Below are 26,954 nucleotides of genomic sequence, written 5' to 3' on the forward strand. Positions count from 1 at the left end.
GCAGAATTTACAACGTGTAATTACGTCGTTATGCCAACTTACCTACAAACCAAAGACGTGCTGAATGTGTCAGTTTCCTGTTTTGCAAACTGTAGTTCCCCGGAAAACCCGGTAACCATCAACCTGTTCACGTGGCTCAAATCAGGTAAGTACCGCGACAAGATTGAAGCCTTGCGACAGGTTGAGGAGAAAGAGAAACGTGACTCTTTAAAGAGAACCTTACCCGCCATTACTCCGAGTGCTGTGTTTACCTACCGTAAAGAATCGTCAATGGTTGCTGGTAGTCATACCCGATTAATTCATTTTGACATTGACCCAAAGGATAACCCCCATATCCGCAACTATGCCGACCTGAAAACACAAATTAGTAAGTTGCCTTTTGTTGCCTATTGCGCCTTATCAGCGTCGGGTAAAGGGTATTGGGGACTTGTACCCATTACCAGCCCTGACCGGCACAGCCAGCACTTTGACGCGCTCAAACGGGTGTTCGCCCACTATGGTATTAAGATTGACCCCGCCCCCCGTAACGTGGCCAGTGCACGCACTTACTCCTACGAACCGGCACCGCATATGCCGGAACAAGTCATGGTTTTTGATTTGTACGACACTCCGCCCAAACCAAAGCCCCGCCCGTTCGATGTAACGGCGGAAGCCGACCAGGAGCGTAAGCGGGTAGAAGTGTGCATTCAGGAAGTACTACGACAGGGAACGTATGTAGGTGACAGTTACAATGAGTGGTACGAAGTTGGATGCAGCCTGGCAAATGGATTTGGGGAAAGTGGTAGGGATTACTTTCACCATGTCAGCCAGAATCATACTGGCTATGATACTGGCAAAACGGATAAGCAGTTCACGGCCTGCTTAAGGGCTCGATCAAAAGCGACATTGGGGACGTTCTTTCACTTATGTAGGCAAATCGGCATTGAGTGGAAAGAGTTGATACCGCTACCAGTCGCACAGCCACGGCCAACAATGACCCGACCTGTATCAACTACACCCCGACCACCAGCCGCGACCACCGTTACCACTATTGCCGAACAGCAAGCCCGACCAGGCTCAATCCCGAAACCGGATGAATCGCAGTTGGAACGGTTGACGGTTGAGCCTTGTGATACCGACCCGGCTGAATGTGACGAACCTGAGCTACCCGGAGCCGTACCAACAATCAGAGTACATTCATTCCACGAATGGCAGTGCCAAGACCCCTACTTTAGTCAGATGGGGTTAGCTTCTCTACCATCATACCAGCCCACGAATAAAGCCGTTGATTAAAGCGTCGGCAGCGTGACGACCTGAAACGCCTTTGGGTTGAGGTAGTACGTATCAAGTTTCTTCCCCTTCGCCACTAATCCAGCATCAATCAGTTCCGCCGTTGCAAGGGAGAGATTCACCCGGAGCGCAGAGAAGAAGCGATTCATTTCCTGCTTACTGCAATGGCTCACACCGGTAGTGGGGTCAACCCGAGCAGCCATAATCACCAGCACCCGTAGCGCCCTGGCTGAGAGTTTACAGATTGCGACAAGTGTGTGGTCGTCCGGAGCGAAAATCACGGCTGTACGGGTCTGTATTGCGCTCTTATAGGGGTTAATCTTATGCCGTGTCCGGTGAGGTGCTGTTCTTGATTGTACTAGCTGTTCCATGTATTCATCTGATTGTTAGGTACAAGTTAGTTACTGAAACGATGTGAGACAACAGGCGATGTGTTGTAGTGGAGGAGGGACAGCCCTACCAACTCCTTGTAACCCATAAGTTATGACCCCATACGTTATACCACCAGTAACAAAAACACCTTGTTATCAGGCTGTTTATACCCCCTATATTGTACCTGCAAGTGTGTAAGCTACTGATTAACATGACAGCGCAATTCTGCGCTGTCCAAAACCGCCAATTCAGGGCTGAGATATTGAGCATATTCAAGAGCAATTTGTTCGACTGCCCACGTACCGCCACCCTTACCCCGCTTGGATTTTAAAAGTACGTCTGGCGTACATTTAAGAAACCGGGCCGATGCCTTTAGCAGATAGACTATTTTGCTGTATAGAAAAGGGAGGTACTTAAAAAAATATGGGTCAAAAAATGGGGTATATCATATAAAGCCTATACCTGTTCTGGAAAGAATACCTCCCCCATTCTCAAAGTCCCCCCCCAATGTTGGGGAGTCAGGTTTGAAAAATAAACTTTCGGGTTCGCTGGGACTACTACCCTTCGCCCCTCCACCGTGCGCCGTGTTTTTTCCCTCGGTCCCCGTTGTTTTCAGCCGGTAAGTATGGCATAGAAAAGGGATGCGATGTAAGTGTGGCTTTGGCAGGCACTTTCGGGGAGCAGGTCAAAGGATGATAAAGAAGCGTCGCTATGCTACGACCGGAGCCGCCAGCACAATGGTAGGTAAGTAGCCGCACCACTACCGTTTAATAAATCCGCTTACTGGCAGACCTCAACTACTTTTCAGGGTAAGGATAGGGTAAAAACTCTATTGCTACTGACGCTGTGTACTACCGCTGGACTCAACAACACTTTATACCAACCAGGCATATTTAGCGTAGAAAAACCATGAAAACCAACGAAAATAAGAGCATGATTTGAGTAGGGTAAATACTATAAGATTAGGGTTTTAATATGTTAAATACCTTACTGTCAAATAGTTAAGAAAAATTAATCTTTGGAGTACTTGGAAATTGCCTATACATTTGAGCCAATCAATACACCTTATTTTTTTCTTCAAATGAGCACAGCACAGAACCACATGGTTAAGCCTACTCACGCAAACAAAGCAGAGCGTAAGCGTATCGAGCAACTCTATCAGGAGTTGCACACATCGTTAGACGACTATATATCGTCTAATGGTGCCTCACACTGTACTCAGTTACTGGAAAAGCTGTACCTGGGGTGGTCACTCTATCACTTTGGGGATGACAGTCCAGAGACAACGCCCATTATTCAGGTGAATAAAAAACTCATTGAGGATGCGTACAGTACCGTCGAGTTTATGGCCTTCATTACCCGTATAGGAGAAACATGGAGCAAAATTCAATCAATGGAAACCGACTTATCCTGAACAGACCATGAACAATCAACCAATTAGTAATCAGGTAGGAGCAACCCTCAATGAGTCCCCTTACACAACGCTGGACGTAGCGACAGGACAGGGTGCAGAACTGGTATTCTGGAGCCTGTGGCAGAATCGGGAGAACTTAATACGGGAAGCCGCAATAACACTGTCTCACGGCGATATAGATGCTTACGTATTGAAAGAGGACCAGATAGGGCATTTGGGCGACTATATAGCTGATTTGTTTATGAATGTCAGTATCCAGGCTGACCGTTTGTACCTAACAAAGGATCCGTCTATAGCAATAGCGAGGGAGCAAAGTAAAAAAGAGATATTCAGGGAAAGAAAGGCTGAATTATTGGCTAGATTGAAGAAGTGATTCGACTCCGATACTATGCCCACGAACCCATTGATCCGGTAACTAGCAGACACTTTTTACTGTTCTTTATTTACACTCACTAAACACATTACGGAAATGGCATTCCACCCTAGAAACAACTTTAGTCTATTAAAGAGAGATTTTAAGGACGAAACGGACAAGAATGCAGACAGTAATAAGGAGTATTATATCGCCTACTTTAATGCGAGAATGGCCGATAATACTGCCCAATGTCTGGAAGAACTTGCATATCAAATGGAATTATTGAATAAGCAAGTGGAGGCCTTGACGAAGACCGTAGCTCAGAGTAGTCAGGTAAAAAGCACCCGATAGTTACCCTGCAACATGGCTCCATAAAAAACGACCCTGCCAGATGGTGGGGTCGTTGCTGTTTAACGAGTGTTGAAATATTTCTTAAATAAGTGTTTCAAAAGTGGGTCAAGGTTGAAATTAACATCACCTTGAAAGGTAACTTGAATACATATTATTATTCCTAAAGAAGCACAAAATATTATGTTTCTGGTTCTTCTGATTATCAAATCCAAATATGGCTGCCGTACAGCTTGTCTTTCTGTCCCAGTACAAGAAGGCTCTAACTTTGCAGTTTTGATTAGATCCCATTTTCAGCAGTTTCCTCACTTTAGGGTCAGGAATAAGAGCGTACCCGTCTAAAGTTATTTTGGTATCTCCCAAACTTACCGTACTTGATACTTCCCTTTTCTCCCTGATAACATTAACTACAATCCAGTTATAAAAACTGAACTTAACTATCTTTTGACTCCCATTTCCTAGAGTCGCGATAGAAAATTCCGAAAGAACAATTCCGTCTTGTCCTTTCGCGTCGGTTAATTCATAATGCATGCCGTCTTTCTCTCTCACTACGGCCTTTGTAAAGGCAACATTAATATCTGCAATTTTGGCCATTTGCGCCATTGTAGAAAAAGGCATTGCTATGGTGACTATAAATAGAATGTACTTCATTAGGTGTGTTTGGCTTATAAATGAACCATTGGCTTGTAATACTAAAGCAATATAAAGATTAAGATAGTAGGTCTGTAATTGCCCCTTTCTCCATGCCCGTTTACCTGGATTTGCCTAAACGGATTGCACAAAGCATTGCACAATCCGTAAAAAAATCGGGTAAGTAATGCTAGTACAGTGTGTACTTTATGGGATGCTAGAGAAATAGAGGTTAGATGCCATGAGGGAGAGACAGTAGAGATAATACTCGCTCAAGATTTAACCTTAATAATTCTGTCTCATCTCCGTTCATGGATGGAACAGAAGCCCATCTGATTGCTTTATGCTCATGAGGGTAAATTAAAGTCAAAGACCGACCCCACTCCCCTAGAAAAGGATACGTGAAAGAACTGTCGTGCCTTTTATAAATGTAAATGATCAATCCGCCGATTACGAATATTGTACTTTGTGTATTGCATCTGTTTGGGAGGGATGAATAATGTACTTTACCACCAGTATGCAAGTGTCTATATCGCCATTTATCGGTTTCATTTTTTACAATCCATATGCCAATATTTTCAGGAAGGAGCTTTTTTTCGTAAAAATATTTACGCTCAGATGAGTTAATTGCTTGCCAAGTTATATCCAAATACTCCGCAATTATTGTCTTTAAAAAGGCCCATTTAGCAACCAACAGTTGCTGATCTCTGTCCATTATTATTGCTTTTTCAAGCATTAAGTCTGTAAGAATAGGTTTGGCGTCACTTTCAATCTTACTCATCCATCCATTGTTACAATCGCTGCACACTATTTTTAACGTTTTACTACCAACATGACCCGTAGGTCGTCGATGTTCAAAACCATCTTGGCGCATGAGTATATGCTCGTGGCGCTTGGAGTCATCTCTTGGGATAACGTTTTTAATCCAATCTGACCATACGTGTTCTTTGGTCAAAGATGTCTTACCGCAAAAAATACACTTGGGAGTATCTTGTTGATTCTGTTTATTCTTTTTCCGTCCCATTTCTGTGAAACTTTAAACAACCTCTTAGACCTATTCCGTCCCCCAAACCGTCCCCATTATGAAAGTAAAAAACCCAACTACCTATTAAATAGATAGTTGGGTTATACAGTTGTAGCGGGGAGCAGGATCGAACTGCCGACCTTAGGGTTATGAATCCTACGCTCTAACCATCTGAGCTACCCCGCCGGGCTTGGTGCCACAAAAGTAAGAAAAATTAAGTCAGGGGCAAAAAAAGCCATTGACTTTCGCAAAAAAATTCGTTTACCTTTGCCAAGGACCCCTTTTCTAAAGTTTACCGACTTATGGAGAAATTTAAATTCATCACCGAGTACGAACTCCGGGCATCTCCCAAAATGCTCTTCCCCTATATCAGCACCGCATCGGGACTGTCGCAGTGGTTTGCCAGTAAAGTGAACACCATGCCCGAACAGCGGCTCGATTTTCAGTGGGATAACGAAAGTCACATTGCCAAACAGGTGTCTATGCGGCAAAATAAGGGCGTTCGTTTTGAGTTTCTGGAAACGGATGAAGATGGGTCAGATAATAACTACGTAGACTTTCGGGTCGACCAAAGCGAATTAACCCAATCGACGTTTTTGCGCATTACTGATTACTCCAATACCACCGACGAAGAAGAATTACAGGACCTGTGGGATGGGATGATGGATAAGCTGAAAGAAATTGTTGGTAGTTAAATTTTGTTAATGAACCGTACGGAAGGCCCTGTTGGTATAATGAACAAGGAGTAATGTAGTTTATGTTGTATAGATGATACTCCTCCACGCTGCGTTCAGGCCATCCCCGTGGTACATTATACAAACGAATGAAAAAGATAGATAAATTAGTGCTCGGCTCGTTTTGGGGGCCGTTTTTTTTGACCCTCGGTGTCGTCATCTTCATTTTTCTGATGCGACTGCTGATGTTCTACATTGACGATTTCGTTTCTAAAGACCTCGACTTAGCCACCTTCGGCCGCCTGTTATTTTACTTTTCCCTGCTTACTATACCAACGGCGCTACCGCTGGCCGTCCTGCTGTCTTCCCTGATGACATTCGGGAACCTGGGTGAGTTTTTTGAACTGACCGCCCTGAAAAGTGCCGGTATTTCGCTCACCAGGGCTATGCGTCCGTTGCTAATCGTAGCCGTTGGTATCAGCGGATTTTCCTTCTGGTTCAATAACTCGGTGGCGCCCTGGGCCAATCTTAAAGGATATAGCCTGCTGTATGATATTAAAACGGCCAAGGCTACGCTTAACCTGAAAGAAGGTATATTTTACAACGATTTACCGGGCTATAGTATCAAGGTAGATCAAAAAGTAAAAGCGGCTGAAAACAGCAAAACGGGCGATTTGCTGAAAGGGCTGGTCATCTATAAGCATCCAACGAACGGCGCCGAGTCGGGAAATCGCGAAATTATACTGGCCGATTCCGGTCGGATGTACACCGATAAAGACCGGTCATACCTTGTCTTTCAGCTGTTCAACGGGAATGATTATCAGGAGTATTCAGACAACAGTCCCATCAGCTATAATAGTGCTGGTACACCAGCCACAGGGGGGCAGTTTATGCGGAATGGCTTTAAGGATTATCGGTTAGTTATTAGCCTGGAATCGTTTGGTATCAAGCGCACCGACGAAAATCAGTTCGAATACCACGAGTATATGAAAAACCTGAGCGAACTGTCAGTCTTAACCGATTCGCTCCGGAAAGAGTATACCAATACCAGCATGAGCGTAGCCAATACGTCCCGCCAGTACTACAATTACCAGTTCAAGGCAGATGCCGTTACGAAACAAAAGGCGATAAAGGATGGGAAATGGGTGGACTCGCTTATGAAAAAGAGAGAAGTTGCCGTGCCTGATCTGGCACAGTCGGCGTTGAGTCAGGCTCAGAATATTCTGACCTATGCAACATCGAACGTAACGTACCTGACTGAGAAAGAAAAGAACGTCTGGCGGTATCAGCTGGAAAGTCACCATAAATTCACACAGGCGTTTTCAATTTTTGTGATGTTTTTGATTGGCGCATCCATGGGGGCCATTATCAAAAAAGGGGGTTTTGGCGTGCCGGTTCTGATTGCCATTGTATTCTTCATCTTTCTGTATGTGCTAACCATTGCAGGGGATAAATACGCCAAAGACGGCTTGATCTGGGTACCCATCGGTGCGTGGCTGGCCAATATTATCCTGTTCCCCCTTGGGCTGTTAATCATGCAGCGTGCCCGTCACGACTCGCGCCTGTTCGATAAAGACGTTTATATCATTGCGTGGGAGCGCCTAAGAGTCAGGTGGAAAAACTGGTCAGATAGCCGGTCCGTTTCACAGTCAGTCAGCTAACTATTTTTCCGTAGCCGGCGCTCTGAATGACCGATTATTTTCCTTATCTTTGCACCCAAATTCATATTTTCAATAAAATTAGCTGTCTGAAGATGTATCTAACGACCGAAAAAAAGCAGGAGATATTCTCCACCTCGGGTTTTGCCAAAAGCGCAGAAGACACCGGGTCGGCCGAATCCCAGATCGCGCTGTTCACCTACCGGATCAGTCACCTGACTGCCCACCTGAAAGTACACAAGCACGATTATGGCACCCAACTGGGCCTTTTGAAATTAGTAGGTAAGCGTCGGCGGTTGCTGAATTACCTCATGAAAAAGGACATCATGCGGTATCGGGCTATTCTGGCCTCGCTGGGGTTACGAAAGTAATCGGGCCATCCATCAAAAAGGGAATCTACTCGGTAGTAGATTCCCTCATTTTTGTGGTTTCTATAGACGTAACGTAAAACGTCAGCTAGGGTTAATCGGGTTGGTAGGGTTAATGACTGGTTTATCTACCTTATCCTGACCGGGCTTATCCACTTTAATGACGACAAGTTGATTTATGCCGGATTCCGAAGGTCGGGAAACGGTGCTGTTTAAAGCTGTAAGAGAACGTATTCAAAATCTGTTTTATGTTTGAAATCACCACGCAATCCGTTGCGCTGCCCGACGGGCGGGAAATTACCATCGAAACCGGAAAAATGGCCCGTCAGGCCGACGGCGCGGTGGTTGTACGACTGGGCGACGCGATGCTACTGGCAACCGTCGTATCCAGCAAAGATGCTAAAGAAGGCGTTGATTTTTTGCCTTTATCCGTTGATTATCAAGAAAAATTTGCTTCGGCCGGCCGGATTCCCGGTAGCTTCCAACGGCGCGAAGGGCGTCTGGGCGATCACGAAATTCTGATTAGCCGCCTGGTAGACCGCGCCCTGCGGCCAATCTTCCCCGATACGTACCACGCCGATACCCAGGTGATGATTACGCTTATTTCGGCTGACCCCGAAGTGCAGCCCGATGCCTTAGCGGCTTTGGCGGCTTCGTCGGCCCTGGCGGTATCGAACATACCCTTCAATGGCCCGATTTCGGAAGTACGGGTGGCTAAAATTGACGGTCAATACCACATCAACCCTAAAACGTCCGCGCTGGAACGGGCCACTATCGACCTGATTGTGGCCGCTACCGAGAAGGATATCTGTATGGTAGAAGGCGAGATGGACGAATGTTCGGAAGCCGAGGTAGTGGAAGCGATCAAAATAGCCCACGAAGCCATAAAAGTACAGTGCCATGCCCAGAAAGAGCTGGAAGCAAAAGTAGGCAAGACCAAGAAGCGGGAGTTCAACCACGAAACGCACGACGAAGACCTGCGGGCTGCCGTTCGGACCGCTACGTACGATAAGATCTACGCGGCTGTCAGCCAGCAGAATCCAAGCAAAAAAGGCCGTTCGGAAGCCGCCAAGGCGATTCGTGACGAGTACATAGCTTCCTTCCCCGAAGGATCTGACGTAAATGTCGGTTTGATTAAAACCTATTTCCACGACCTGGAATGGGAAGCGTCGCGTCGGTTGGTACTCGATGAGCGCGTTCGTCTGGATGGCCGGAAATTAGATCAGATACGCCCCATCGTGGCTGAAGCGGGTCTGCTGCCCGGTCCCCACGGTTCGGCTCTGTTTACGCGGGGTGAAACCCAATCGTTGACGACGGCTACGCTTGGTACCAAAACGGATGAGCAGATCGTTGATCAGACCATGCATCAGGGCTACAGTAAATTCCTGCTGCATTATAACTTCCCCGGTTTTTCTACGGGTGAAGTAAAACCTAACCGGGGTGTTGGCCGCCGGGAAGTGGGTCACGGTAATCTGGCTCACCGCTCGATCAAGAAAGTGCTGCCACCAGCGGAAGATAATCCGTACACTATTCGGATTGTGTCGGATATTCTGGAATCGAACGGGTCGTCGTCTATGGCTACCGTTTGTGCCGGTACGATGGCACTGATGGACGCCGGAATCAAGATCAAGGCTCCCGTAGCCGGTATTGCCATGGGGCTTATTTCCGACGGCGATAAGTACGCGGTGTTGTCCGATATTCTGGGCGATGAAGATCACCTGGGCGACATGGACTTTAAAGTTACGGGTACGGAGAAAGGTATCGTGGCCTGCCAGATGGACCTGAAAGTAGACGGACTATCGTACGAAGTGCTGGCACAGGCCCTGGAGCAGGCCCGTCAGGGACGGTTGCATATCCTGGGTGAGATGCGGAAAGGCATTGCCGAGGTGCGTCCGGACCTGAAGCCTCACGCACCCCGTGCCGTTGTTATCAAGATTGACACGAACCAGATTGGTGCCGTTATCGGACCCGGTGGTAAGGTGGTTCAGGATATTCAGAAAGATTCGGGTGCCGTCGTTAACATCGACGAACACGACAATGCGGGTTGGGTGAGCATTTTTGCCACCAGCAAAGAGAGCATGGACAAAGCCGTGTCGCGTATCAAAGGAATCGTAGCCGTACCGGAAGTAGGGGATACCTACGTGGGGAAAGTGAAAACGATACAACCCTTCGGTGCCTTCGTTGAGTTCATGCCCGGTAAAGATGGATTATTGCACATTTCCGAGATTAAGTGGGAGCGTCTGGAAACCATGGATGGAGTGTTTCAGGTAGGAGAGGAAGTAACGGTAAAACTGGTTGACGTGGATAAAAAGACCGGAAAGTACCGGTTATCCCGTAAAGTGCTATTACCGAAGCCGGAGAACAAAAACGCCTGAGAGATTGTTACTTTTTCGTGTAATGCAACGTCAGAACCTAGCGTTATATAGTCACACCACCGGGGGCACCAAATTATGAGACAGCTAAAAATATCAAAACAGATTACCAATCGGGAAAGTCAGTCGTTAGACAAGTACTTGCAGGAGATTGGTAAAGTAGACCTGCTTACGCCCGATGAGGAAGTAACGCTGGCCCAAAAAATCCGGGAAGGTGATCAATTGTCGCTGGAACGGTTAACCAAAGCAAACCTGCGCTTTGTGGTATCGGTTGCCAAGCAATACCAAAATCAGGGTTTGTCCTTAGGTGATTTGATCAATGAAGGAAACCTGGGTCTGATTAAAGCAGCGCAACGGTTTGACGAAACACGTGGTTTTAAGTTTATTTCCTATGCTGTTTGGTGGATTCGTCAGTCTATTTTACAGGCCCTAGCCGAGCAGTCCCGTATCGTACGATTACCCTTGAACCGGGTTGGTTCGCTGAACAAGATTTCCAAGACATTCTCCGACTTGGAGCAGAAGTTCGAGCGTGAGCCATCACCCGAAGAGCTAGCGGCTGTACTGGAAATTTCGGCGGCTGAAGTTGTTGATACGCTTAAGATTTCGGGTCGGCATGTGTCGATGGACGCGCCCTTTGTACAGGGTGAAGAAAACAGCCTGCTGGACGTACTCGAAAACGATGGTGAAGACAAACCCGATTCGGGCCTGATCAATGATTCGCTGCGGAAAGAAGTACAGCGTGCCCTCTCAACGCTGACGCAGCGCGAGGCCGATGTGATCACACTCTACTTCGGGCTGAACGGCGAACACGCCATGACGCTGGAAGAAATTGGTGAGAAATTCAACCTGACCCGCGAGCGGGTTCGGCAGATAAAGGAAAAAGCCATTCGTCGGCTGCGCCACACCTCACGGTCGAAGGCATTGAAGACGTATCTGGGCTAACGATCCTGTTTGTTAATGCAAAACGGCTCCTGCGCAAGTGGGAGCCGTTTTTGTTTAGGGTATAAGCGTTAGAGCGGTTACCGTTTACAACTCATCTTCCAGAAACTTCCGAATGGTCTGATAAGGACGCAATCCATTCGCTTTTCCGTTGGTACCATTAGCAGGTGGGGTGTTGGCGGTTCGGATTTCGCTGCTGCTGTTCCGACTCGAATTATGAAGCGAAAGCATCTGTTTCCGTAACTGTCGCTGCTCATCGTCGCTCAGGTTTGTCAATGTTGCTTCTCCCTGACCATATCCATCGTTAAAATTACTGATGCGGCTATCCGTCTGAGCCAGTTTTAGCTCCGCATACAGGTTAGTCAAATCCGCATAAATGGTTTCCCGCCGGGCTTTTAATGCGTTTAGGTCGGGTAGTAAATCGAGGTCGTGTTGTAGAATATTCTGCTGGACACGCTGTTCTGATAAGGCAGCTTCAATTGGGGCGATTTCCCTGTCCAGCCGCTTTAGCCTACGGCGCAACTTCCACAGCTTTATGTCGGCCTGCAACCACCGAAACCAGAATGCCGATAAAACGGGCAAGGCAATACCCAGACAAACGGCCCCCGCCAGCGCAAACAAAATACCGCTTAGTACGAACGAAAGCAGTGCCCAGGGACTATTGACGAGGGCCAGATTCAATTCGCTCGATTCACTCAACTGCTTCTCTATCTTGTACAACGTTGCCGCACTAAGGTCCTGCGTTGCGGCAGTGGGGTCGGTATTGAGTTGCAATTGTCGAACGGACTTGTTGATAGCCGCTTTCAGCTGGTCGGTGCGATAGGCCTCGTAGCGGAACCAGCCTAATACGGCCAGCGTGAGCACCGAAAAGATGGCCAGCCCCATTTTAAACCGGCCATAGCGACGGCCGTACTGCGCGGGGTTTTCCTGATAAGGTTGCTCGATGAGCCGGTCGTAAGCGGGTTTTAGCAGGATGGATACCATGGCCAAACCAACGGCAAATGCCCAGGCCTCGTTTGTATCACGAATGTTGAGCGCATACGCCACAATTTCATGCGAGATAATCAAATCACCCGCCAGGAATGAAACACCCGCCACCAGAAACAGCAGGCCCGCTAACAAGGAATAATCAGGGGCGGCTTTAGTCCGGCGTTCGCGCAGGGTAGTCCGGTCAGATTCAAGCCCCTGCCGGTCCGATTCCCGCTGGCCGAGTTGTTTGGACAGCCGGTCTACCTGCAACGCGTGGGTTTGCAGTGAAGCGAAAGCGGTTCGGTTGGCTTCCGTGGATTCCGCCAACTGGCGTTCTACCGTAGATAATTCCGTCCGCTTTTCCTGGATTCGCTCCGAAAGCCAGTCCGTATTGACCTGACTCGATAAGTAGCCTTCGTATGTTTCCCGATTTACGCCTTCCACGCCACTGGTATAGCCGTGCTGAAAGTCGGGATTAGTAGTTGGTTCCATAATCAGTTATGAATGATAAACGATAAACCTGTCAATACGTATTAATCATTCATAATGAGTTGTCGCTGTTGTTTAGTTAACCGGTCACGAAGACTACGGGCGAGTTCAAACTCACCCAGAAATAAATTAACAAGTTTATCGCGCTGGGTGTTCAATTGGGTCAATGTAGATTCGACCTGATTGAAAGCGGTAACGACAGCCATTCTTTGCCCATTGAGCCTGTCTACGTCCTGTTCATGCTGACTGATTTGGCTTTCCAGAAGCGGTAAATCAACCTGTTTAGCAGCTATCATCTGCCGGTTTTTCTGAGCGCTGACCATTTCATGTTGTAAACTAGTTAGGGTGCTTAGCAATAGTTTTCCGGATAGTAGAAAAACAAACAGGATGAAAATGAACAGACCAATCGCCTGGCTTACCGGCTGATAGCTTAGGGCGTGGACCAGCACAAAAACAGCGGCAGCAAAGGGTAACCCAATCTCCTCCATAAATCGTCGGCCCGTTAATCGGGTATTCGTTTCATAAAAGAAAGAGGTGTGTCCCGACATGTTGAACAGACCCGCCAGAAAAACCCCGGTCGAGATCCAGTGATTTGGAAAGACACGGTACAATGTGCCGTCGACCAGGTAAAACGTGCCCATGCACAAAATAATGGATATCCCCAGGCTAATAACATGCCTGACCAGCGTAGTACGAACGGGTTGGCTATCGCGCAACTGAGTCAGTTGGTCCCGCAGACTGGTCAACTCCTTTTCCCGCCGGTCGATGCGGGGCGTAAGGGCGCGTATTTGCCCGGTATACTGCGCTGCCAACTCGGTGAGTGGAGCGGCCTCGCTGGCAAAAAAGGCACTGATTTGAGCGATCTTGGTGTCAGGCTGAGCGTAGGAAAGTCCGAATAAAACACCTTCGTCCCGCAGTGATTCTTCATCGGCGAGCCAGGCGGGTAGGGGAGCAATGGCAGGGAGGGGTAAGGAGGGGGCCAGTGCTGATGCTACGGTGTCCACCCGTAGAAAAGGGGCGGGAACAGCCACCCGTTCGCCAATAGTGGTTGCCTCTGGAATGGATGCCGGAGGATATGAATTGAATAAGGCCAGTAGCCGGTTGATAAACGTCATCATCGAGACCCGATTTCCCGGATTTAACCCATTGATCTCACAAAAAACGGAGGCAAATAAGCCAATAGGGAGGGGCAAATGTAACGGATTACGGACGAACGGCGGAAGATTTTATCCGGGCTTTCGTTGACAAACCCGGCTGAAAGTAGAAAAGTATCCGACGTAAGTAAACCTTTCCTTGCTGCATCTCTTAACTAAGCTCAACTGTTCGGAGTTATCAGTTTTTTCCTGAAAAGGAGCAGAGCATCCTAGGAAATGGCTACCGTTGTAAGAAGATACGCTGAAGCGCACCCCATAGCCGTTTCTTCAATGCCTGATCTGCTTCGATGGTAGGTAGTGAATCGGCCATTAGGAACGTGATGCCTTCAAACCGAACCGGCGCATACCGATCCATCATAATATCAAGATGGATACGCTCAAACGGTACGCCAAAGGTTACAAAATGATTGATGTATTTGCCCCGCAGAAGTTCGGGAAAGTCAACATCACTAACCCCGTGAAGATTCAGTAAATCAACCCCGTTGATGTTGAGGTTCACCGCTTTCAGAATTTTTTCCAGGAATAACAGATTGCTGGGGTCTAATGCCTCATCGGCCAGCAACAATACTTTGTGGTTCAATTGGGGCAACCGTGATTGCTGCTGAATGGGGGGCAGCACAGAGGGCACTACCGGCCGGGATGGTGGCTGAGGCAGGGGTTCTGGTTTGGCTACCAGTACCACCGGCTCGGGTTGGGGAATCGTAGCGGCAATGACCTGCTCATCCATGACCACGTCAACCGCCAATGGTTGCTCTATATCCGCCAACGAACCGGCCGATAAAGTATCTAATTCAGTCAGCAAATCAGCCGTATCCAGTAGCAGCGCAGGTGCATTTACATCGGCAGGAGTAGCCGCCAAAGTAACTACGTCCCACGTTTCACCCGTCAGTTGAAAGAGGGATTCGTTTTGATACAGGGTTTGATAAAAATTTCTGGCCGACATAAAAATGGGGCAAAAGCAGTAAACCGCAACAGGGCTCCTATGAAAATAACCAGGTTGCGGTCTACTGCCTGTATTGATTGGTGCTACGCAATGACAGCCTGCCGGTGAATAATGGCTTCACGGTCGGGACTGGTCGAAATGAAGTTGATGGGTAAGCCCAGGGTGTCTTCCAGAAAGTAAACGTAGGTTGCCAGTTCCGATGGCACATCACTGAATGACCGAATGTCAGTCAAGTCGGTTTGCCAGCCTTTAAAGGATTTATAAACAGGCTTTACAGGCGTGTCGCACAAATCATACGGCATCTTTTCGGTTATGGTGCCCGGTCCGCCGTCGCGGTCGGGGAGTTCATAATGAGTGCATATTTTTATTTCATCGAAGATGTTCAGTACATCCACCTTCATCATCACCAGCTGCGTAACGCCATTAATCATAATAGCGTATTTGAGGGCGGGCAAATCGAGCCAGCCGCACCGGCGCGGGCGACCTGTAGTCGAGCCAAACTCGCGCCCTTCCTGGCGCATCAGTTCACCGGTTTCATCCATGAGCTCGGTAGGGAAGGGGCCACTACCAACGCGGGTGCAATAGGCTTTGAAAATCCCAAATACTTCGCCAATCTGACTGGGGGCAATACCTAATCCCGTACAGGCACCGGCGGTCATGGTACTGGAGGAGGTTACAAATGGATAGGAACCAAAATCAATATCGAGCAGTGAACCCTGCGCCCCTTCGGCTAGTACTTTTTTGCCCGACTGAATGGCCTCGTTTACCGCATATTCACTGTCAGTCAACTGGAACTGCTTCATGAATTCCACTGCACCAAAAAACTCTGTTTCGGCCTGAGGAAGCACTGAGGCATAGTCGAAATTGTTCTGCTCAAGAATGACTTTATGAATGGCTACCAGTTTGTTGTATTTCTCCTGAAAATTCGGCGACAGAATATCGCCAACCCGTAATCCCTGCCGGGCTACTTTGTCCTGATACGTTGGGCCAATGCCCCGCAGGGTCGACCCAATTTTTGAGTCGCCTTTTGCCTGTTCGTAAGCGGCATCCAGCAGTCGGTGCGTTGGGATAATAATAGATGCCTTGCGTGAAATCTGGAGATTATCGGTCAGGGCAAGGTTGAATTTTGCCAGCCCGTCAATTTCTTTTTTGAACACAATGGGATCGAGTACCACCCCATTGCCAATGATGTTGAGGATATCGTTGCGGAAAATGCCGGACGGAATCTGGTGCAACACGTGCTTTAACCCGTTGAATTCGAGCGTGTGTCCGGCATTGGGACCACCCTGAAAACGGGCTACCACCTGGTACTGAGGAGCCAGTACGTCCACAATTTTACCTTTTCCTTCGTCGCCCCACTGGAGGCCTAATAAAACATCGATCATTTACTTTTTTGATTGATTGACTATTGATACGGCTTAGCGTATATAAAATTGAGTGAACGATTTCAATGGAAAGAAGTGGATGTTAATGCTCTGACAGAAGCAAAACCACTTGATTGAAGGACAACAGAAGCGTGGTTCTGGACAACGTTACGGCACACTAGCGTAAATCGTATCCATCGTAGAGCAAATGGCCATTCATCTTCACTGCCTACTCGTCCATCGTCACCCCGGCTGTTTGGATATTTTTTGCAGATTCCTCTTTATTCTCACAAAAATCGCGGGCGCAGGAGCCGTAAAAAATCAACGAGTGGTGCATCACGTTAAATTTTAGCATGTCGCCCACCATATTTTGAATGTTCTGAACACGCGGGTCACAAAATTCCATCACTTTATGGCAGTCGGTACAAATTAAATGGTCGTGCTGCCGGAAGCCGTACGACTTTTCGTACTGAGCCAGGTTACGCCCAAACTGATGTTTGGTAACCAGGTCGCAGTCAACCAGCACATCCAGCGTGTTATAAACGGTTGCCCGGCTCACCCGGTATTTTTTGTTTTTCATGGAGATATACAACTCGTCCACATCGAAGTGGTCCTGTCGGTTGTAGATCTCTTCCAGAATGGCAAAGCGCTCGGGCGTTTTCCGAAGCCCCTTTCGCTCGAGGTACGCGCGAAAGATCATCTGAGCAGATTCTAGGTTAGTTTGAGCAGGAGCCTGTTGCATAGGGGCAAATTTAATGATGAATGATGAATTATAAAGGGTGAATTGGCTTCTCGCGAAAGCCTACATTACCCTTTAGTCATCATTCATAGCTTATAATTCATCATTCTATCAGTCGAATCGTACCACTTCAAACACACCCTGAACGTGTTCAAGCTTTTGTATCAGCGTATCGAGGTGGGCGGTGTCATGAACGTAGAGCCGGATATTTCCTTCAAAGATACCGTCTTTGGAATCAATCGCTACCGAGCGCATATTGATGTGCAGTTCGTTGCTGATGATCCGCGTTACATCGTTTATTAAACCAACCCGGTCGGTACCGGTAATCCGTAAACCAGCCAGGAAAGCCAGTTCTTTCTGGGATGTCCACTTGGCTTTTATAATTCGGTTGCCGTGGTTGGACATCAGTTCAACGGCGTTCGGGCAGGTAACGCGGTGGATTTTGATGCCATCATTTATCGTTACGAAGCCAAATACATCGTCACCTGAAATGGGATTACAGCATTTGGAAAGCGTGTAGTCGATGCGATCCATGTCCTCGCCAATGAGCAACATATCGGCATCCGCCCGCTCCCCATGAATCTTTTTCAGTTCCTTTACAAACGCTTTTGCATCGGGCAGGGTGTCGGTATTGAGTTTGTTAACGCGGTTTTCCTTCGCTTCCTTATCCGCCTTGAACTTCTTCAGTTCGCTAACGTCCACGTGCCCTTTACCCACCCGGTAAAAGAAATCATCGGTCGTTTTTGACCCAAAGTAAGCCCGTAACTGGTTGATGACCTCGTTGGTCATTTCCAGGCGCAGGAGCCGCAGTTTCTTATTGACCAATTCCCGGCCATCCGTTACAAAGCGTTTGTTATCTTCTTTTATCAGGTCTTTGATCTTGGTCTTGGCCTTCGACGTAACCACAAACCGCAGCCAGTCTTCACTGGGTTTCTGCCGGTTCGACGTAATGACCTCTACCTGGTCTCCATTCTGGAGCACGTAACTGAGTGGCACAAGGGTATTATTAACTTTTGCTGCCATACACCGCGCCCCAATCTGGGTGTGAATGTCGAATGCAAAGTCAAGGGCGGTAGCACCCCGTTGCAACACCTGAAGATCACCCTTGGGCGTAAACACGAAGACTTCCTCGCTGTACAGATTGCTTCTGAAATCATCAACAAACTCGATAGCGGCCTTTTTGTCGCCACTCCCTGCCGATTCGATCATATCGCGAACCTGACTAATCCATGCTTCGATACCCTCGCCGGTTTTGGTATCGTTGCCCTTGTATTTCCAGTGGGCTGCGTACCCTTTTTCGGCAATTTCATTCATCCGCTCCGTCCGGATCTGCACCTCTACCCACTGGCCCAGGCGGCTCATCACCGTCGTGTGCAGCGATTCGTAGCCATTGGTGCGGGGGGTACTAATCCAGTCCTTCAGCCGGTCGGGGTTAGGTTTGTAATGATCCGTTACGATGGAATAGGCCCGCCAGCAGGCTGCTTTCTCCTCCTCCTGTGGTACATCCAGAATGATCCGCACCGCAAACAAATCATAAATTTCCTCAAATGGTTTTTTCGATTTGTTCAGCTTCGTCCAGATCGAGTAAATCGACTTGGGGCGGCCTTTAACGACGTATTTAAGGCCCGTTTCGGCCAGTCCTTTTTCAATTGGTTCAATAAATCGCCCAATGAAGCGGTCACGGGCCAGCCGGGTATCGCGGAGCTTCTTGGCAATATCTTTATACGCTTCCGGCTCAACATGTTTCAGGTACAGGTCTTCCAGCTCCGATTTTATGGCGTACAAACCCAGCCGGTGGGCGAGGGGAGCGTAGATATAAATCGTTTCGGAGGCAATTTTCAACTGCTTGTCGCGGGGCATCGAGTCCAGCGTCCGCATGTTATGAAGGCGGTCGGCCAGCTTAATCAGGATAACCCGTACATCATCCGACAGGGTCAGCAGCATCTTCCGGAAATTCTCCGCCTGCTGTGACGAACCGTATTCGAAAAAGCCCGAAATCTTGGTCAGGCCATCAATGATCCGGGCTACTTTCGGGCCAAATGCCCGGTCTATATCGGCAATAGTGGTTTCGGTATCTTCCACAACATCATGGAGCAACGCAGCCACAATACTGGTTGGACCCAATCCGATTTCTTCAACGGCAATCTGCGCTACGGCCAGCGGATGGTATATATAGGGCTCTCCTGAGCGCCGACGCATGTTTTTGTGCGCTTCGGCCGATGTGTTGAATGCCCGTTTTATCAGTTTGGCATCATCCCCTTTCAGCATGGGTTTGGCCGCCCTCAGCAGTCGTCGGTAACGTTTGAGGATTTCCTGTCGTTCCAGTTCTAAATCAATGACAGGTTCGGCCTGGGGGCTGGATTCGGTAACATTCATCATTGGTGGCTGCCTGACAGCTATTTCCTTTAGGTTGTGCTCGTACTACCAAGATAACAAAATAATAATCCAAAATGGAGCAGTGAGGCACTAAAAATAAAACCTATTGGCATTTTGCTTGATGAGTTAAATTTTTTTAGTAGTTTTGCACCCTCAAAAGGCGAAAAGCCTGACTGTTTTGAGCCACTAATTTGCGGGCGTGGCGAAATTGGTAGACGTGCCAGACTTAGGATCTGGTGCCGCAAGGCATGGGGGTTCGAGTCCCTCCGCCCGTACAATGTTTAAACCGGGCCGCCGGAGCGGAGCGAAAGAGTGAAAGAGCGAAAAAATGGCAATCCGCTTTTCGCTCTTTCACTCTTTCGCTCTTTCACTTTTAACTAGTTACACACGTGGATATCACTTTAGAAAAAGCTGACGAAACCAATGCTTCGCTGAAAATTACCCTGACCCCTGCAGACTATAAGCCGGAAGTAGATAAAAAACTAAAGGACTATAGCCGTAAGGTTCAGCTGAAAGGGTTCCGGCCCGGCCACGTACCAGCTTCTCTGGTGCAGAAAATGTACGGCAAGAGCATTTTGGTCGATGAGATAAATGCGATGCTGAGCAAAACGGTCAGCCAGTATATCCGTGAAAATAAATTACAGGTCGTTGGCGACCCTGTTCCGGACCGGACGCAGGCCGACCAAATCGACTGGGATAACCAATCTGATTTTGCATTTAGCTACACCCTTGGTCTGGCCTCGGAATTTGATATTGATTTCAGCGACCTTCCCAGTGTAACGCGCTACGAGATTCAGGCCGGTGAGGCTGAAGTAGAAAGTACGATTGCCGATTTGCAGCAGCGGTTCCACACGCATGGTCATGGCGAAGAAGTGGGCGACGGCGACACCATATACGGCGAACTGAAGCAGGCTGGTACGGAAGAAGATACGGCGGGTTTCTCGGCTAAAACGGCTTTCCCGATGAATCAGATGGCGGAGGATGCCAAGGGTCAGTTTGTCGGTAAGAAAAAAGGTGAACTCATTACGTTTATACTGGAAGATGTTTTCCCGGACGAGAAAGCCCGTGCCAACGCTACCGGTGTAAAGAAAGAAGAAGCGGCCGATTTGACAGGAGAATTCACCTTTGAGATTGACGACATCACCCGCCACGAACCTGCTGAACTGAATCAGGAGTTTTTTGATAAGGTACTGGGCATTGGCGCCGTAACGGAGGAAGAGCAGTTCCGGTCCAAAGTCGTTGAGATTATCCGGGGCAACTACAGCCGTGAATCAGATCAGTTGTTGCGGTTGGACGTTGAGAAAACCCTCATCGACAACACGCCGATCCTGCTGCCCGACGAGTTTCTGAAAAACTGGCTACTCGAGGTAAACGAAGGTAAGTTTACCCCTGAGCAGGTTGAGGAGCAGTATGATGACTTTACGAAGTCGGTTAAGCTACAACTCATCAAAAACAAAATTGCGGATAAAGCTGATATCAAGGTTGAGCAGGACGAATTGCTGAACGTTACCCGTCAGATGGTTCGGGAGCAGTTTGGTTTCATGGGTGGTGAAGACGAGGAGATGAACAAAACCATCGACCGTATCGCTCAGAACTACCTGATGGATGAAAAGAACAACGGTCAGAATTACACGAATACCTTTAACCGGGTGTTTGATGATAAAGTGATTGGATACGCCAAAACCCAGCTGACCGTCGTGTCGCAGGAAGTGACGGTGGATGAATTTAAGGCCCTGGTAGAAAACCGGTAACCAACGGATTCTGTAAGCTGATACAGGCGGCCCGGTCATTGATCGGGTCGCTTTTTTGTGGATTATACCTGTCAGTAGTGTAGGGGATTACATCAAACGGCAAGTTGACTTAGTAGCATAATCAACTGAGTACCATCAACACTTTTTTCGCCTTCGCCCTAAACCTGGCAGGTAGCTATGATCCGATATTAAACGTCAGACTACCAGCGGCAGCAAACCAGCGTAAAGAAAAAATGACAGCAAACTAAAAAAGGGTAGCCCGGAAACGAGCCACCCTTTTTTAGTTTGCGCAACGCAGCAATCAGGCCAGATCGAAGCGGCCAAGATTCATCACTTTGCTCCAGGCAGCTACGAAATCCTTCACGAATTTTTCCTGCGAGTCCCCACAGCCGTATACTTCCGCAATAGCACGGAGTTCGGAGTTGGAACCGAAGATGAGATCGACACGGGTGCCGGTCCATTTGCGTTCGCCCGTTTTCCGGTCAAGGCCCGTAAATACGTCCTGGGCTTCCGAATTGGCTTTCCAGGTGGTACCCATATCCAGCAGGTTGACGAAATAATCGTTGGTGAGGGATTCCGGACGCTTTGTGAAGACACCATGTTTCGAGTGGTCGAAGTTTGCGTTCAGTACCCGCATACCGCCTACGAGGACGGTCATCTGGGGTGCTGTCAGCGTCAGCAACTGGGCTTTATCGATCAGCATATCCTCCGATGGTGACATATGAATCGGGTTCAGGTAATTGCGGAACCCGTCGGCACGGTGCTCCATCGCGTTGAACGAGGCTACATCGGTTTGCTCCTGCGACGCGTCGGTACGTCCCGGTGTGAAGGGTACCGTCACCTCGTGACCGGCATTTCTGGCCGCCTGCTCAACACCGGCGCAGCCACCCAGCACGATCAGGTCGGCGAGCGAAATTGCTTTGCCGCCAGACTGAGCACCGTTAAACTCCGTTTGAACGCTTTCGAGCGTCTTGATAACATTGGCCAGTTGGGTTGGATTGTTGACTGCCCAATCTTTCTGAGGGGCCAGACGAAGGCGGGCACCGTTGGCACCACCGCGTTTGTCGGAGCCACGATACGTTGACGCCGAAGCCCAGGCCGTAGAGACCAGCTGGGATACCGACAGGCCCGAAGCCAGCAGTTTCCCTTTCAAATCGGCAATATCCTGCTCGTTGACCAGTTCGTGCGTAACAGCGGGAACGGGGTCCTGCCAGATCAACTCTTCGGTTGGCACTTCCGGACCGAGATAACGCTCGATTGGCCCCATGTCGCGGTGCGTCAGTTTGAACCAGGCACGGGCAAAGGCGTCGGCAAACTCATCCGGGTTTTCGTGGAAGCGTCTTGAAATCTTCTCGTAAGCCGGATCGGCCCGTAAAGCGATGTCCGTCGTCAGCATCATAGGGGCATGGCGCTTTGATGGGTCATGGGCATCAGGCACGGTACCGGCACCGGCACCATCCTTGGGTTGCCACTGATGCGCACCGGCCGGACTCTTCGTCAATTCCCATTCGTAGCCGAACAGATGATCGAAGTATTCGTTGCTCCACTGTGTAGGCTTGGTGGTCCAGGTTATCTCGATGCCACTGGTAATGGTATCAGCTCCGTGACCGGTGCCAAACGAGTTTTTCCAGCCCAGGCTCTGCTCGGCAATGGGTGCCCCGGCGGGTTCAGAACTAACGAACTTGCCCGGATCGGCAGCCCCGTGGGTTTTACCGAACGTGTGTCCACCAGCAATAAGGGCAACAGTTTCTTCATCGTTCATGGCCATCCGCCCGAAGGTTTCCCGAATGTCGTACGCGGCACCAACCGGATCCGGCTTGCCTTCCGGTCCTTCCGGGTTCACGTAAATAAGGCCCATGTGGGAGGCTCCCAGGGGTTGCTCAAGGTTACGGGTACCATTGCTACCGGCATAGCGGGGCTTGTCGCCCATCCATTCGGTTTCGGAGCCCCAATAAACAGCTTCTTCGGGTTCCCAGACATCTTCCCGTCCGCCACCGAAGCCGAACGTCTTGAAGCCCATCGACTCAAGGGCGCAGTTGCCGGTGAGAACCAGCAGGTCGGCCCACGAGAGTTTCCGGCCATATTTTTGTTTTACCGGCCACAGCAACAGGCGCGCTTTGTCGAGATTCGTGTTGTCGGGCCAGCTATTAAGGGGCGCAAACCGCTGATCACCAGAGCTGGCACCACCCCGGCCATCGCCAATGCGGTAAGTACCGGCACTGTGCCAGGCCATCCGAATGAAGAATGGACCATAGTGACCGAAGTCGGCGGGCCACCAGTCCTGCGATTCAGTCATCAGATCGACTATATCCTGTTTTACGGCAGCCAGATCAAGGGTTTTGAATTCTTCGGCGTAGTTGAAGTTCTCACCCATTGGGTCGGATAGCGACGAATGCTGGCGAAGGATATTAAGCTTTAACTGACTTGGCCACCAGTCATGGTTTCTGGTACCACCGCCCGCGCTTTTGTTTACAGCCCCACTTATAAACGGGCACTTGCCTACCGTATTGACTTTGCTGTCGTCGTTGACATCCCATACGGGTGCAAATGGCTGACTTTCGTTATTCTCCATAGCTGTTAGCGGTTTATTTTTTGACAATCAAATTTAGAAAAATCTTCTCTATAGTTTTTATCTATAGTTTTTATGAGCCTATAGCTAAAATCTATAAACACACTACGGGCCTGATATTGGGAGAGTTACTGGTAACTTGTTCAACTACCAGATGAGCGACTAACCGAAACGGCGAGGGAAATCCTGTTACAGGATTTCCCTCGCCGTTTCTGCGATATTGGCCTACCGTCTATTGGTACTGAATATACATCGGAACGGGCGTTAGGGACAGCACCTCTTTGGGCGTCATAATACGAGAACCCGGTTTCCGTAAATCGTTATCATAAAACAGTTTGAAACCCGTGAACTGCACCGGCTCTTTCTGAATGTAGTCATGATACGAATCTTTTTTGAGTACGGGTGGTCCCCAGCCATCCATGTCCATCACAATCTGCACGTTAGGATCGAGTTTGATGTTCTTGTAGTTCTTGACCATACCCTGCGTGAACCGGTGAACCACCAGCACCTTGGGCGGCAGTTTGTTTTCTCTCACGACACGGCTCAGGAACTGCACTGCCTGATTGATGTCAGCCGCATCGTAGGAGCCTATTTTCGACCCGGGCCGGGCACCCGTAACCATCGAAAACTCCGGGTCTATGCCCAGGTGAACGAAAGGAAGCTTGAGGTATTTTTCCATGTACTGCATCTCCGGACCCAGTGGAGCGTGGCCCCGCTGAATGTCGAGAAATACGATAGCCTTGTGCTCATTTCCCCATTTCAGCACTTTCTTGATGGTTTTGTCGGACATCCGCAGCCGGTAGCCGCCGTCTTTACCGGGTAAGCCCTGAGCCGTGGTGGCTACCAGATGGAGCGCGGGCTGGATGGGCGTATTGGTAGAGTCCGCTTTCTTCCAGTTTTTGATTTCGTTATCCAGACGCTGGAGCATTTCTTCTTTCGGATATTGTCCGAGGGCTCCCATTTTTTTGGAGTGGGGGTTACCATAATAAGCAAAAATGCGGTATTTAGGCAGTATAGCACCCGTAGGCGCATAGGTTAGCGAATCGAGGGTGGAGTCTCCCGTACTCACCGAACGAGTGGAAGTCATGGCCCCGGTAGCGGGAGTTTCTGATGATTCGGACGATGACATCGATGCCAGAGAGTCGGTACCCGATGTGCCGGTTTTCGTCGAATCGTCTGGTTTTGATTGAGAAGAACAGCCGGTGAATTGACAAACTGCCAGAAAGCAGAGCGCGGCCAGTGAAAAACGCATACTACAAAAACGAGTTTAAAAGATGATTCATAAAAAAAGGTTGAACTCCCATGAAGGAATGTCAACCCTACGATGCAAGTATAACCTCTAATTAGAACTTTTCAAAGTACTAATTCACCCAGCCCCTGACGGATAATGGAAAAATCATCATCTGTTGCATCAACGATGGTAGAGGCAACGTTGCCGCCGTAGCCGCCGTCAATAACAATATCAACCTGATTCTGAAACTTCTCGAAAATTAGCTCGGGATCCGTGGAATACTCAATTATCTCGTCCTCATCACGAATGGACGTCGTAATAATGGGATTCCCCAACTGCCGTACAATTTGCCGGGGAATGTCGTTGTCCGGAACCCGGATACCTACTGTTTTCTTGTTGGTGTTCAGTAGTTTGGGTACATTGTTCGTGGCCTGTAAAATAAACGTGAACGGCCCCGGCAAGGCACTTTTCATCAGCTTGAAAGCCTGGTTGCTCACCCGCGCATAGTCGGCGATATGACTCAGGTCGTAACAGATGAACGAGAAGTCATTCTTGGTCGGTTTAATGCCTTTGATACGCGCTATCCGTTCCACCGCCCGGGCGTTATGGATATCGCAGCCCATGCCATAAACAGTATCGGTCGGGTAGATGATAACAGCACCTTCCCGCAAACTCTTTACAATATGGTCGAGTCGGCGGGGATCGGGATTATCTGGGTATAGCTTAATGAACTCAGCAGACATGATAATGGTATACAGCTAACAAGTAAAGGGTGAATGAAGTGTAGTAAAGCATAAACCAAAAACGATTTAAACCAGTTTCGCCCGTTTGCCAGCGAATCGCCCCCGGCAATAATATCGGTAAAGCCGGTTAACCGGAATACGCAGGTGACTCATGGCCAGTACTATACTGGTAAGCAGGTCAGGATGAGTAAATTGCCGCATAAGGTTGCCAAATTGGAGAGCCAGTTCAAATTGCTCGGCATAGAATGCTTTACGGATAAATTTCTGTAGCCGAAGGGCCAACGCCCGCCGTTCTTCAGGCGTTTCGCACAACGCCAGGGCTTTCCGGCACACAAGGAGGGTAGAAGGCAAAAGATCATTGCGGGGCTGCGTTATTTGTGCCGACAGTGCGTTGGGATGGCGTCGTTTCTGAGTCAATACCATGTCCTGATAGGCATACCGATAAATCCGGGACGACCGTACCCAGAAATCAAAATCCTCATAGCTGAGGGCTTCATCATACCCCTTCAACTGGTGCAGTACATGCCGACGCATCATCATAGTAGGCGTACAAATAAAATAGCCGGTAAGAACCTGCCTGAATACACATCCCATGGGCACCACTGTCCGGGCAAGGCCGGTGGCTGGATCAATGGGGTAATGCACGCCTGTTACCTGCCCGCTGGCATCAATGTAAGTGGCATTGGAGAACACCACACCGTACTCGTCCGGCAACTGCTCGAAAAAAATTACCTGCCGGGTAATGCGATCAGGCAATAGCACATCATCCGCCGAAAGGTCGATAATATACTGACCCTTCGCCAGCGCCAATCCCTGATTGAAGGCCCGGTTCAGCCCCAGATTGAGCGCATTATGGATAAAACGGATGGCTGGGTAAGGCTGGATGACCTCCTGAATGCGCGTTGCCGTTTGGTCGGTACTGCCGTTATCGATAACGATCAGGTCAATGTTGGAGTAGCTTTGGGCAATGACTGACCGCAGGGCTTCGGCAACAAACGCCTGCTGGTTATAGCTGGTACAGATAACCGTTACCCAGGGCAGAAATGGTTGGGATGCAGTAGCTGATGCCAGTGAAGACTGGTCGTTACGGACGAAGGGCATGCCAGAAGAAAGAGTAGTCATGGGCTAATCAACGTATAGCGTCGCTCCTTTGACTATCATACAGACTTTGTTTTGGCAGGCTGGTCATTTTTGATGCTAATA

At 48.9% G+C, this 26,954-nt stretch carries 23 protein-coding genes and 2 tRNA genes; 10 read left to right on the forward strand and 15 right to left on the reverse strand.

Going from position 1 to position 26,954, the window contains the following annotated elements:
- Positions 1-30 precede the first annotated feature (30 nt).
- Positions 31-1,272 carry a PriCT-2 domain-containing protein gene (locus tag B156_RS0116470; protein ID WP_018620861.1) on the forward strand — a complete coding sequence of 414 codons (1,242 nt, stop codon included), beginning with the start codon at positions 31-33 and terminating at the stop codon, positions 1,270-1,272.
- Here the strand turns inward: B156_RS0116470 and B156_RS31435 are convergent.
- A complete protein-coding gene (locus tag B156_RS31435) occupies positions 1,269-1,472 on the reverse strand; it encodes a hypothetical protein (RefSeq protein WP_157627076.1) in 204 nt (67 codons plus the stop codon). The two genes, B156_RS0116470 and B156_RS31435, sit on opposite strands and share 4 nt — an antisense overlap.
- A gap of 368 nt (positions 1,473-1,840) precedes the next feature.
- Positions 1,841-2,029 carry a KilA-N domain-containing protein gene (locus B156_RS32615; protein WP_084757774.1) on the reverse strand — a complete coding sequence of 63 codons (189 nt, stop codon included), beginning with the start codon at positions 2,027-2,029 and terminating at the stop codon, positions 1,841-1,843.
- Between the two features lie 693 nt (positions 2,030-2,722).
- Between B156_RS32615 and B156_RS0116480 the strand changes: the two genes are divergently transcribed.
- Together B156_RS0116480 and B156_RS0116485 are read left to right on the forward strand one after the other, a co-directional pair.
- The gene (locus tag B156_RS0116480; protein ID WP_018620863.1) at positions 2,723-3,055 is read left to right on the forward strand and encodes a hypothetical protein; all 333 of its coding nucleotides are present in this window, start codon (positions 2,723-2,725) and stop codon (positions 3,053-3,055) included.
- A gap of 7 nt (positions 3,056-3,062) precedes the next feature.
- Positions 3,063-3,428 (forward strand): hypothetical protein, encoded by a 366-nt coding sequence (locus B156_RS0116485; RefSeq protein ID WP_018620864.1) that lies wholly within the window; start codon positions 3,063-3,065, stop codon positions 3,426-3,428.
- A gap of 456 nt (positions 3,429-3,884) precedes the next feature.
- Here B156_RS0116485 and B156_RS0116495 read toward each other — a convergent pair whose 3' ends face one another.
- The 3 genes from B156_RS0116495 to B156_RS0116505 form a co-directional block, all read right to left on the reverse strand.
- On the reverse strand, positions 3,885-4,409 hold the full coding sequence (locus tag B156_RS0116495; protein WP_018620866.1) for a hypothetical protein: 525 nt from the start codon (positions 4,407-4,409) through the stop codon (positions 3,885-3,887).
- A 211-nt stretch (positions 4,410-4,620) separates the two neighbouring features.
- Entirely contained in the window at positions 4,621-5,412 is a 792-nt protein-coding gene (locus tag B156_RS29320) for a hypothetical protein (RefSeq protein ID WP_018620867.1), read from the reverse strand.
- A gap of 112 nt (positions 5,413-5,524) precedes the next feature.
- A tRNA-Met gene (locus B156_RS0116505) sits at positions 5,525-5,598 on the reverse strand.
- 116 nt (positions 5,599-5,714) lie between these two features.
- Between B156_RS0116505 and B156_RS0116510 the strand changes: the two genes are divergently transcribed.
- The 5 genes from B156_RS0116510 (at position 5,715) to B156_RS0116530 (ending at position 11,426) form a co-directional block, all read left to right on the forward strand.
- Positions 5,715-6,107 (forward strand): START-like domain-containing protein, encoded by a 393-nt coding sequence (locus tag B156_RS0116510; protein WP_018620868.1) that lies wholly within the window; start codon positions 5,715-5,717, stop codon positions 6,105-6,107.
- A 128-nt stretch (positions 6,108-6,235) separates the two neighbouring features.
- A complete protein-coding gene (locus tag B156_RS29325; RefSeq protein WP_018620869.1) occupies positions 6,236-7,747 on the forward strand; it encodes an LptF/LptG family permease in 1,512 nt (503 codons plus the stop codon).
- A 92-nt stretch (positions 7,748-7,839) separates the two neighbouring features.
- Positions 7,840-8,115, forward strand: a complete 276-nt coding sequence (gene rpsO, locus B156_RS0116520; protein WP_026260869.1) for a 30S ribosomal protein S15 — start codon at positions 7,840-7,842, stop codon at positions 8,113-8,115.
- Positions 8,116-8,360: 245 nt separating this feature from the next.
- The gene (locus B156_RS0116525) at positions 8,361-10,487 is read left to right on the forward strand and encodes a polyribonucleotide nucleotidyltransferase (protein ID WP_018620871.1); all 2,127 of its coding nucleotides are present in this window, start codon (positions 8,361-8,363) and stop codon (positions 10,485-10,487) included.
- A gap of 75 nt (positions 10,488-10,562) precedes the next feature.
- A complete protein-coding gene (locus B156_RS0116530) occupies positions 10,563-11,426 on the forward strand; it encodes a sigma-70 family RNA polymerase sigma factor (protein ID WP_009282104.1) in 864 nt (287 codons plus the stop codon).
- A gap of 84 nt (positions 11,427-11,510) precedes the next feature.
- Here B156_RS0116530 and B156_RS0116535 read toward each other — a convergent pair whose 3' ends face one another.
- From B156_RS0116535 to B156_RS0116560, 6 genes are all read right to left on the reverse strand, one after another.
- A complete protein-coding gene (locus B156_RS0116535) occupies positions 11,511-12,884 on the reverse strand; it encodes a hypothetical protein (RefSeq protein ID WP_018620872.1) in 1,374 nt (457 codons plus the stop codon).
- A 41-nt stretch (positions 12,885-12,925) separates the two neighbouring features.
- On the reverse strand, positions 12,926-14,074 hold the full coding sequence (locus B156_RS0116540; protein WP_245563760.1) for a hypothetical protein: 1,149 nt from the start codon (positions 14,072-14,074) through the stop codon (positions 12,926-12,928).
- A gap of 181 nt (positions 14,075-14,255) precedes the next feature.
- On the reverse strand, positions 14,256-14,978 hold the full coding sequence (locus B156_RS0116545) for a hypothetical protein (RefSeq protein ID WP_018620874.1): 723 nt from the start codon (positions 14,976-14,978) through the stop codon (positions 14,256-14,258).
- A gap of 83 nt (positions 14,979-15,061) precedes the next feature.
- Positions 15,062-16,363, reverse strand: coding sequence for an adenylosuccinate synthase (locus B156_RS0116550; protein ID WP_018620875.1), 1,302 nt, complete (start codon positions 16,361-16,363; stop codon positions 15,062-15,064).
- Positions 16,364-16,571: 208 nt separating this feature from the next.
- Complete coding sequence (locus B156_RS0116555) at positions 16,572-17,042, reverse strand: Fur family transcriptional regulator (RefSeq protein WP_018620876.1); 471 nt, start codon at positions 17,040-17,042, stop codon at positions 16,572-16,574.
- Between the two features lie 150 nt (positions 17,043-17,192).
- A complete protein-coding gene (locus tag B156_RS0116560) occupies positions 17,193-19,460 on the reverse strand; it encodes a RelA/SpoT family protein (protein WP_018620877.1) in 2,268 nt (755 codons plus the stop codon).
- Positions 19,461-19,650: 190 nt separating this feature from the next.
- On the opposite strand from B156_RS0116560, the gene B156_RS0116565 reads away from it, so the two are divergent.
- Together B156_RS0116565 and tig are read left to right on the forward strand one after the other, a co-directional pair.
- Positions 19,651-19,732, forward strand: a tRNA-Leu gene (locus B156_RS0116565).
- A 114-nt stretch (positions 19,733-19,846) separates the two neighbouring features.
- Entirely contained in the window at positions 19,847-21,208 is a 1,362-nt protein-coding gene (gene tig, locus B156_RS0116570; RefSeq protein ID WP_018620878.1) for a trigger factor, read from the forward strand.
- 301 nt (positions 21,209-21,509) lie between these two features.
- Here the strand turns inward: tig and katG are convergent, their stop codons facing one another.
- The 4 genes from katG to B156_RS0116590 form a co-directional block, all read right to left on the reverse strand.
- Complete coding sequence (gene katG / locus B156_RS0116575) at positions 21,510-23,780, reverse strand: catalase/peroxidase HPI (protein WP_018620879.1); 2,271 nt, start codon at positions 23,778-23,780, stop codon at positions 21,510-21,512.
- Between the two features lie 229 nt (positions 23,781-24,009).
- Positions 24,010-25,029, reverse strand: coding sequence for a hypothetical protein (locus B156_RS0116580; protein WP_026260871.1), 1,020 nt, complete (start codon positions 25,027-25,029; stop codon positions 24,010-24,012).
- A 101-nt stretch (positions 25,030-25,130) separates the two neighbouring features.
- A complete protein-coding gene (locus B156_RS0116585) occupies positions 25,131-25,751 on the reverse strand; it encodes an L-threonylcarbamoyladenylate synthase (protein WP_018620882.1) in 621 nt (206 codons plus the stop codon).
- Between the two features lie 66 nt (positions 25,752-25,817).
- A complete protein-coding gene (locus tag B156_RS0116590) occupies positions 25,818-26,852 on the reverse strand; it encodes a glycosyltransferase (RefSeq protein ID WP_018620883.1) in 1,035 nt (344 codons plus the stop codon).
- Positions 26,853-26,954: the final 102 nt, after the last annotated feature.

This window comes from Spirosoma luteum DSM 19990 (assembly GCF_000374065.1).
Lineage (GTDB): Bacteria > Bacteroidota > Bacteroidia > Cytophagales > Spirosomataceae > Spirosoma > Spirosoma luteum.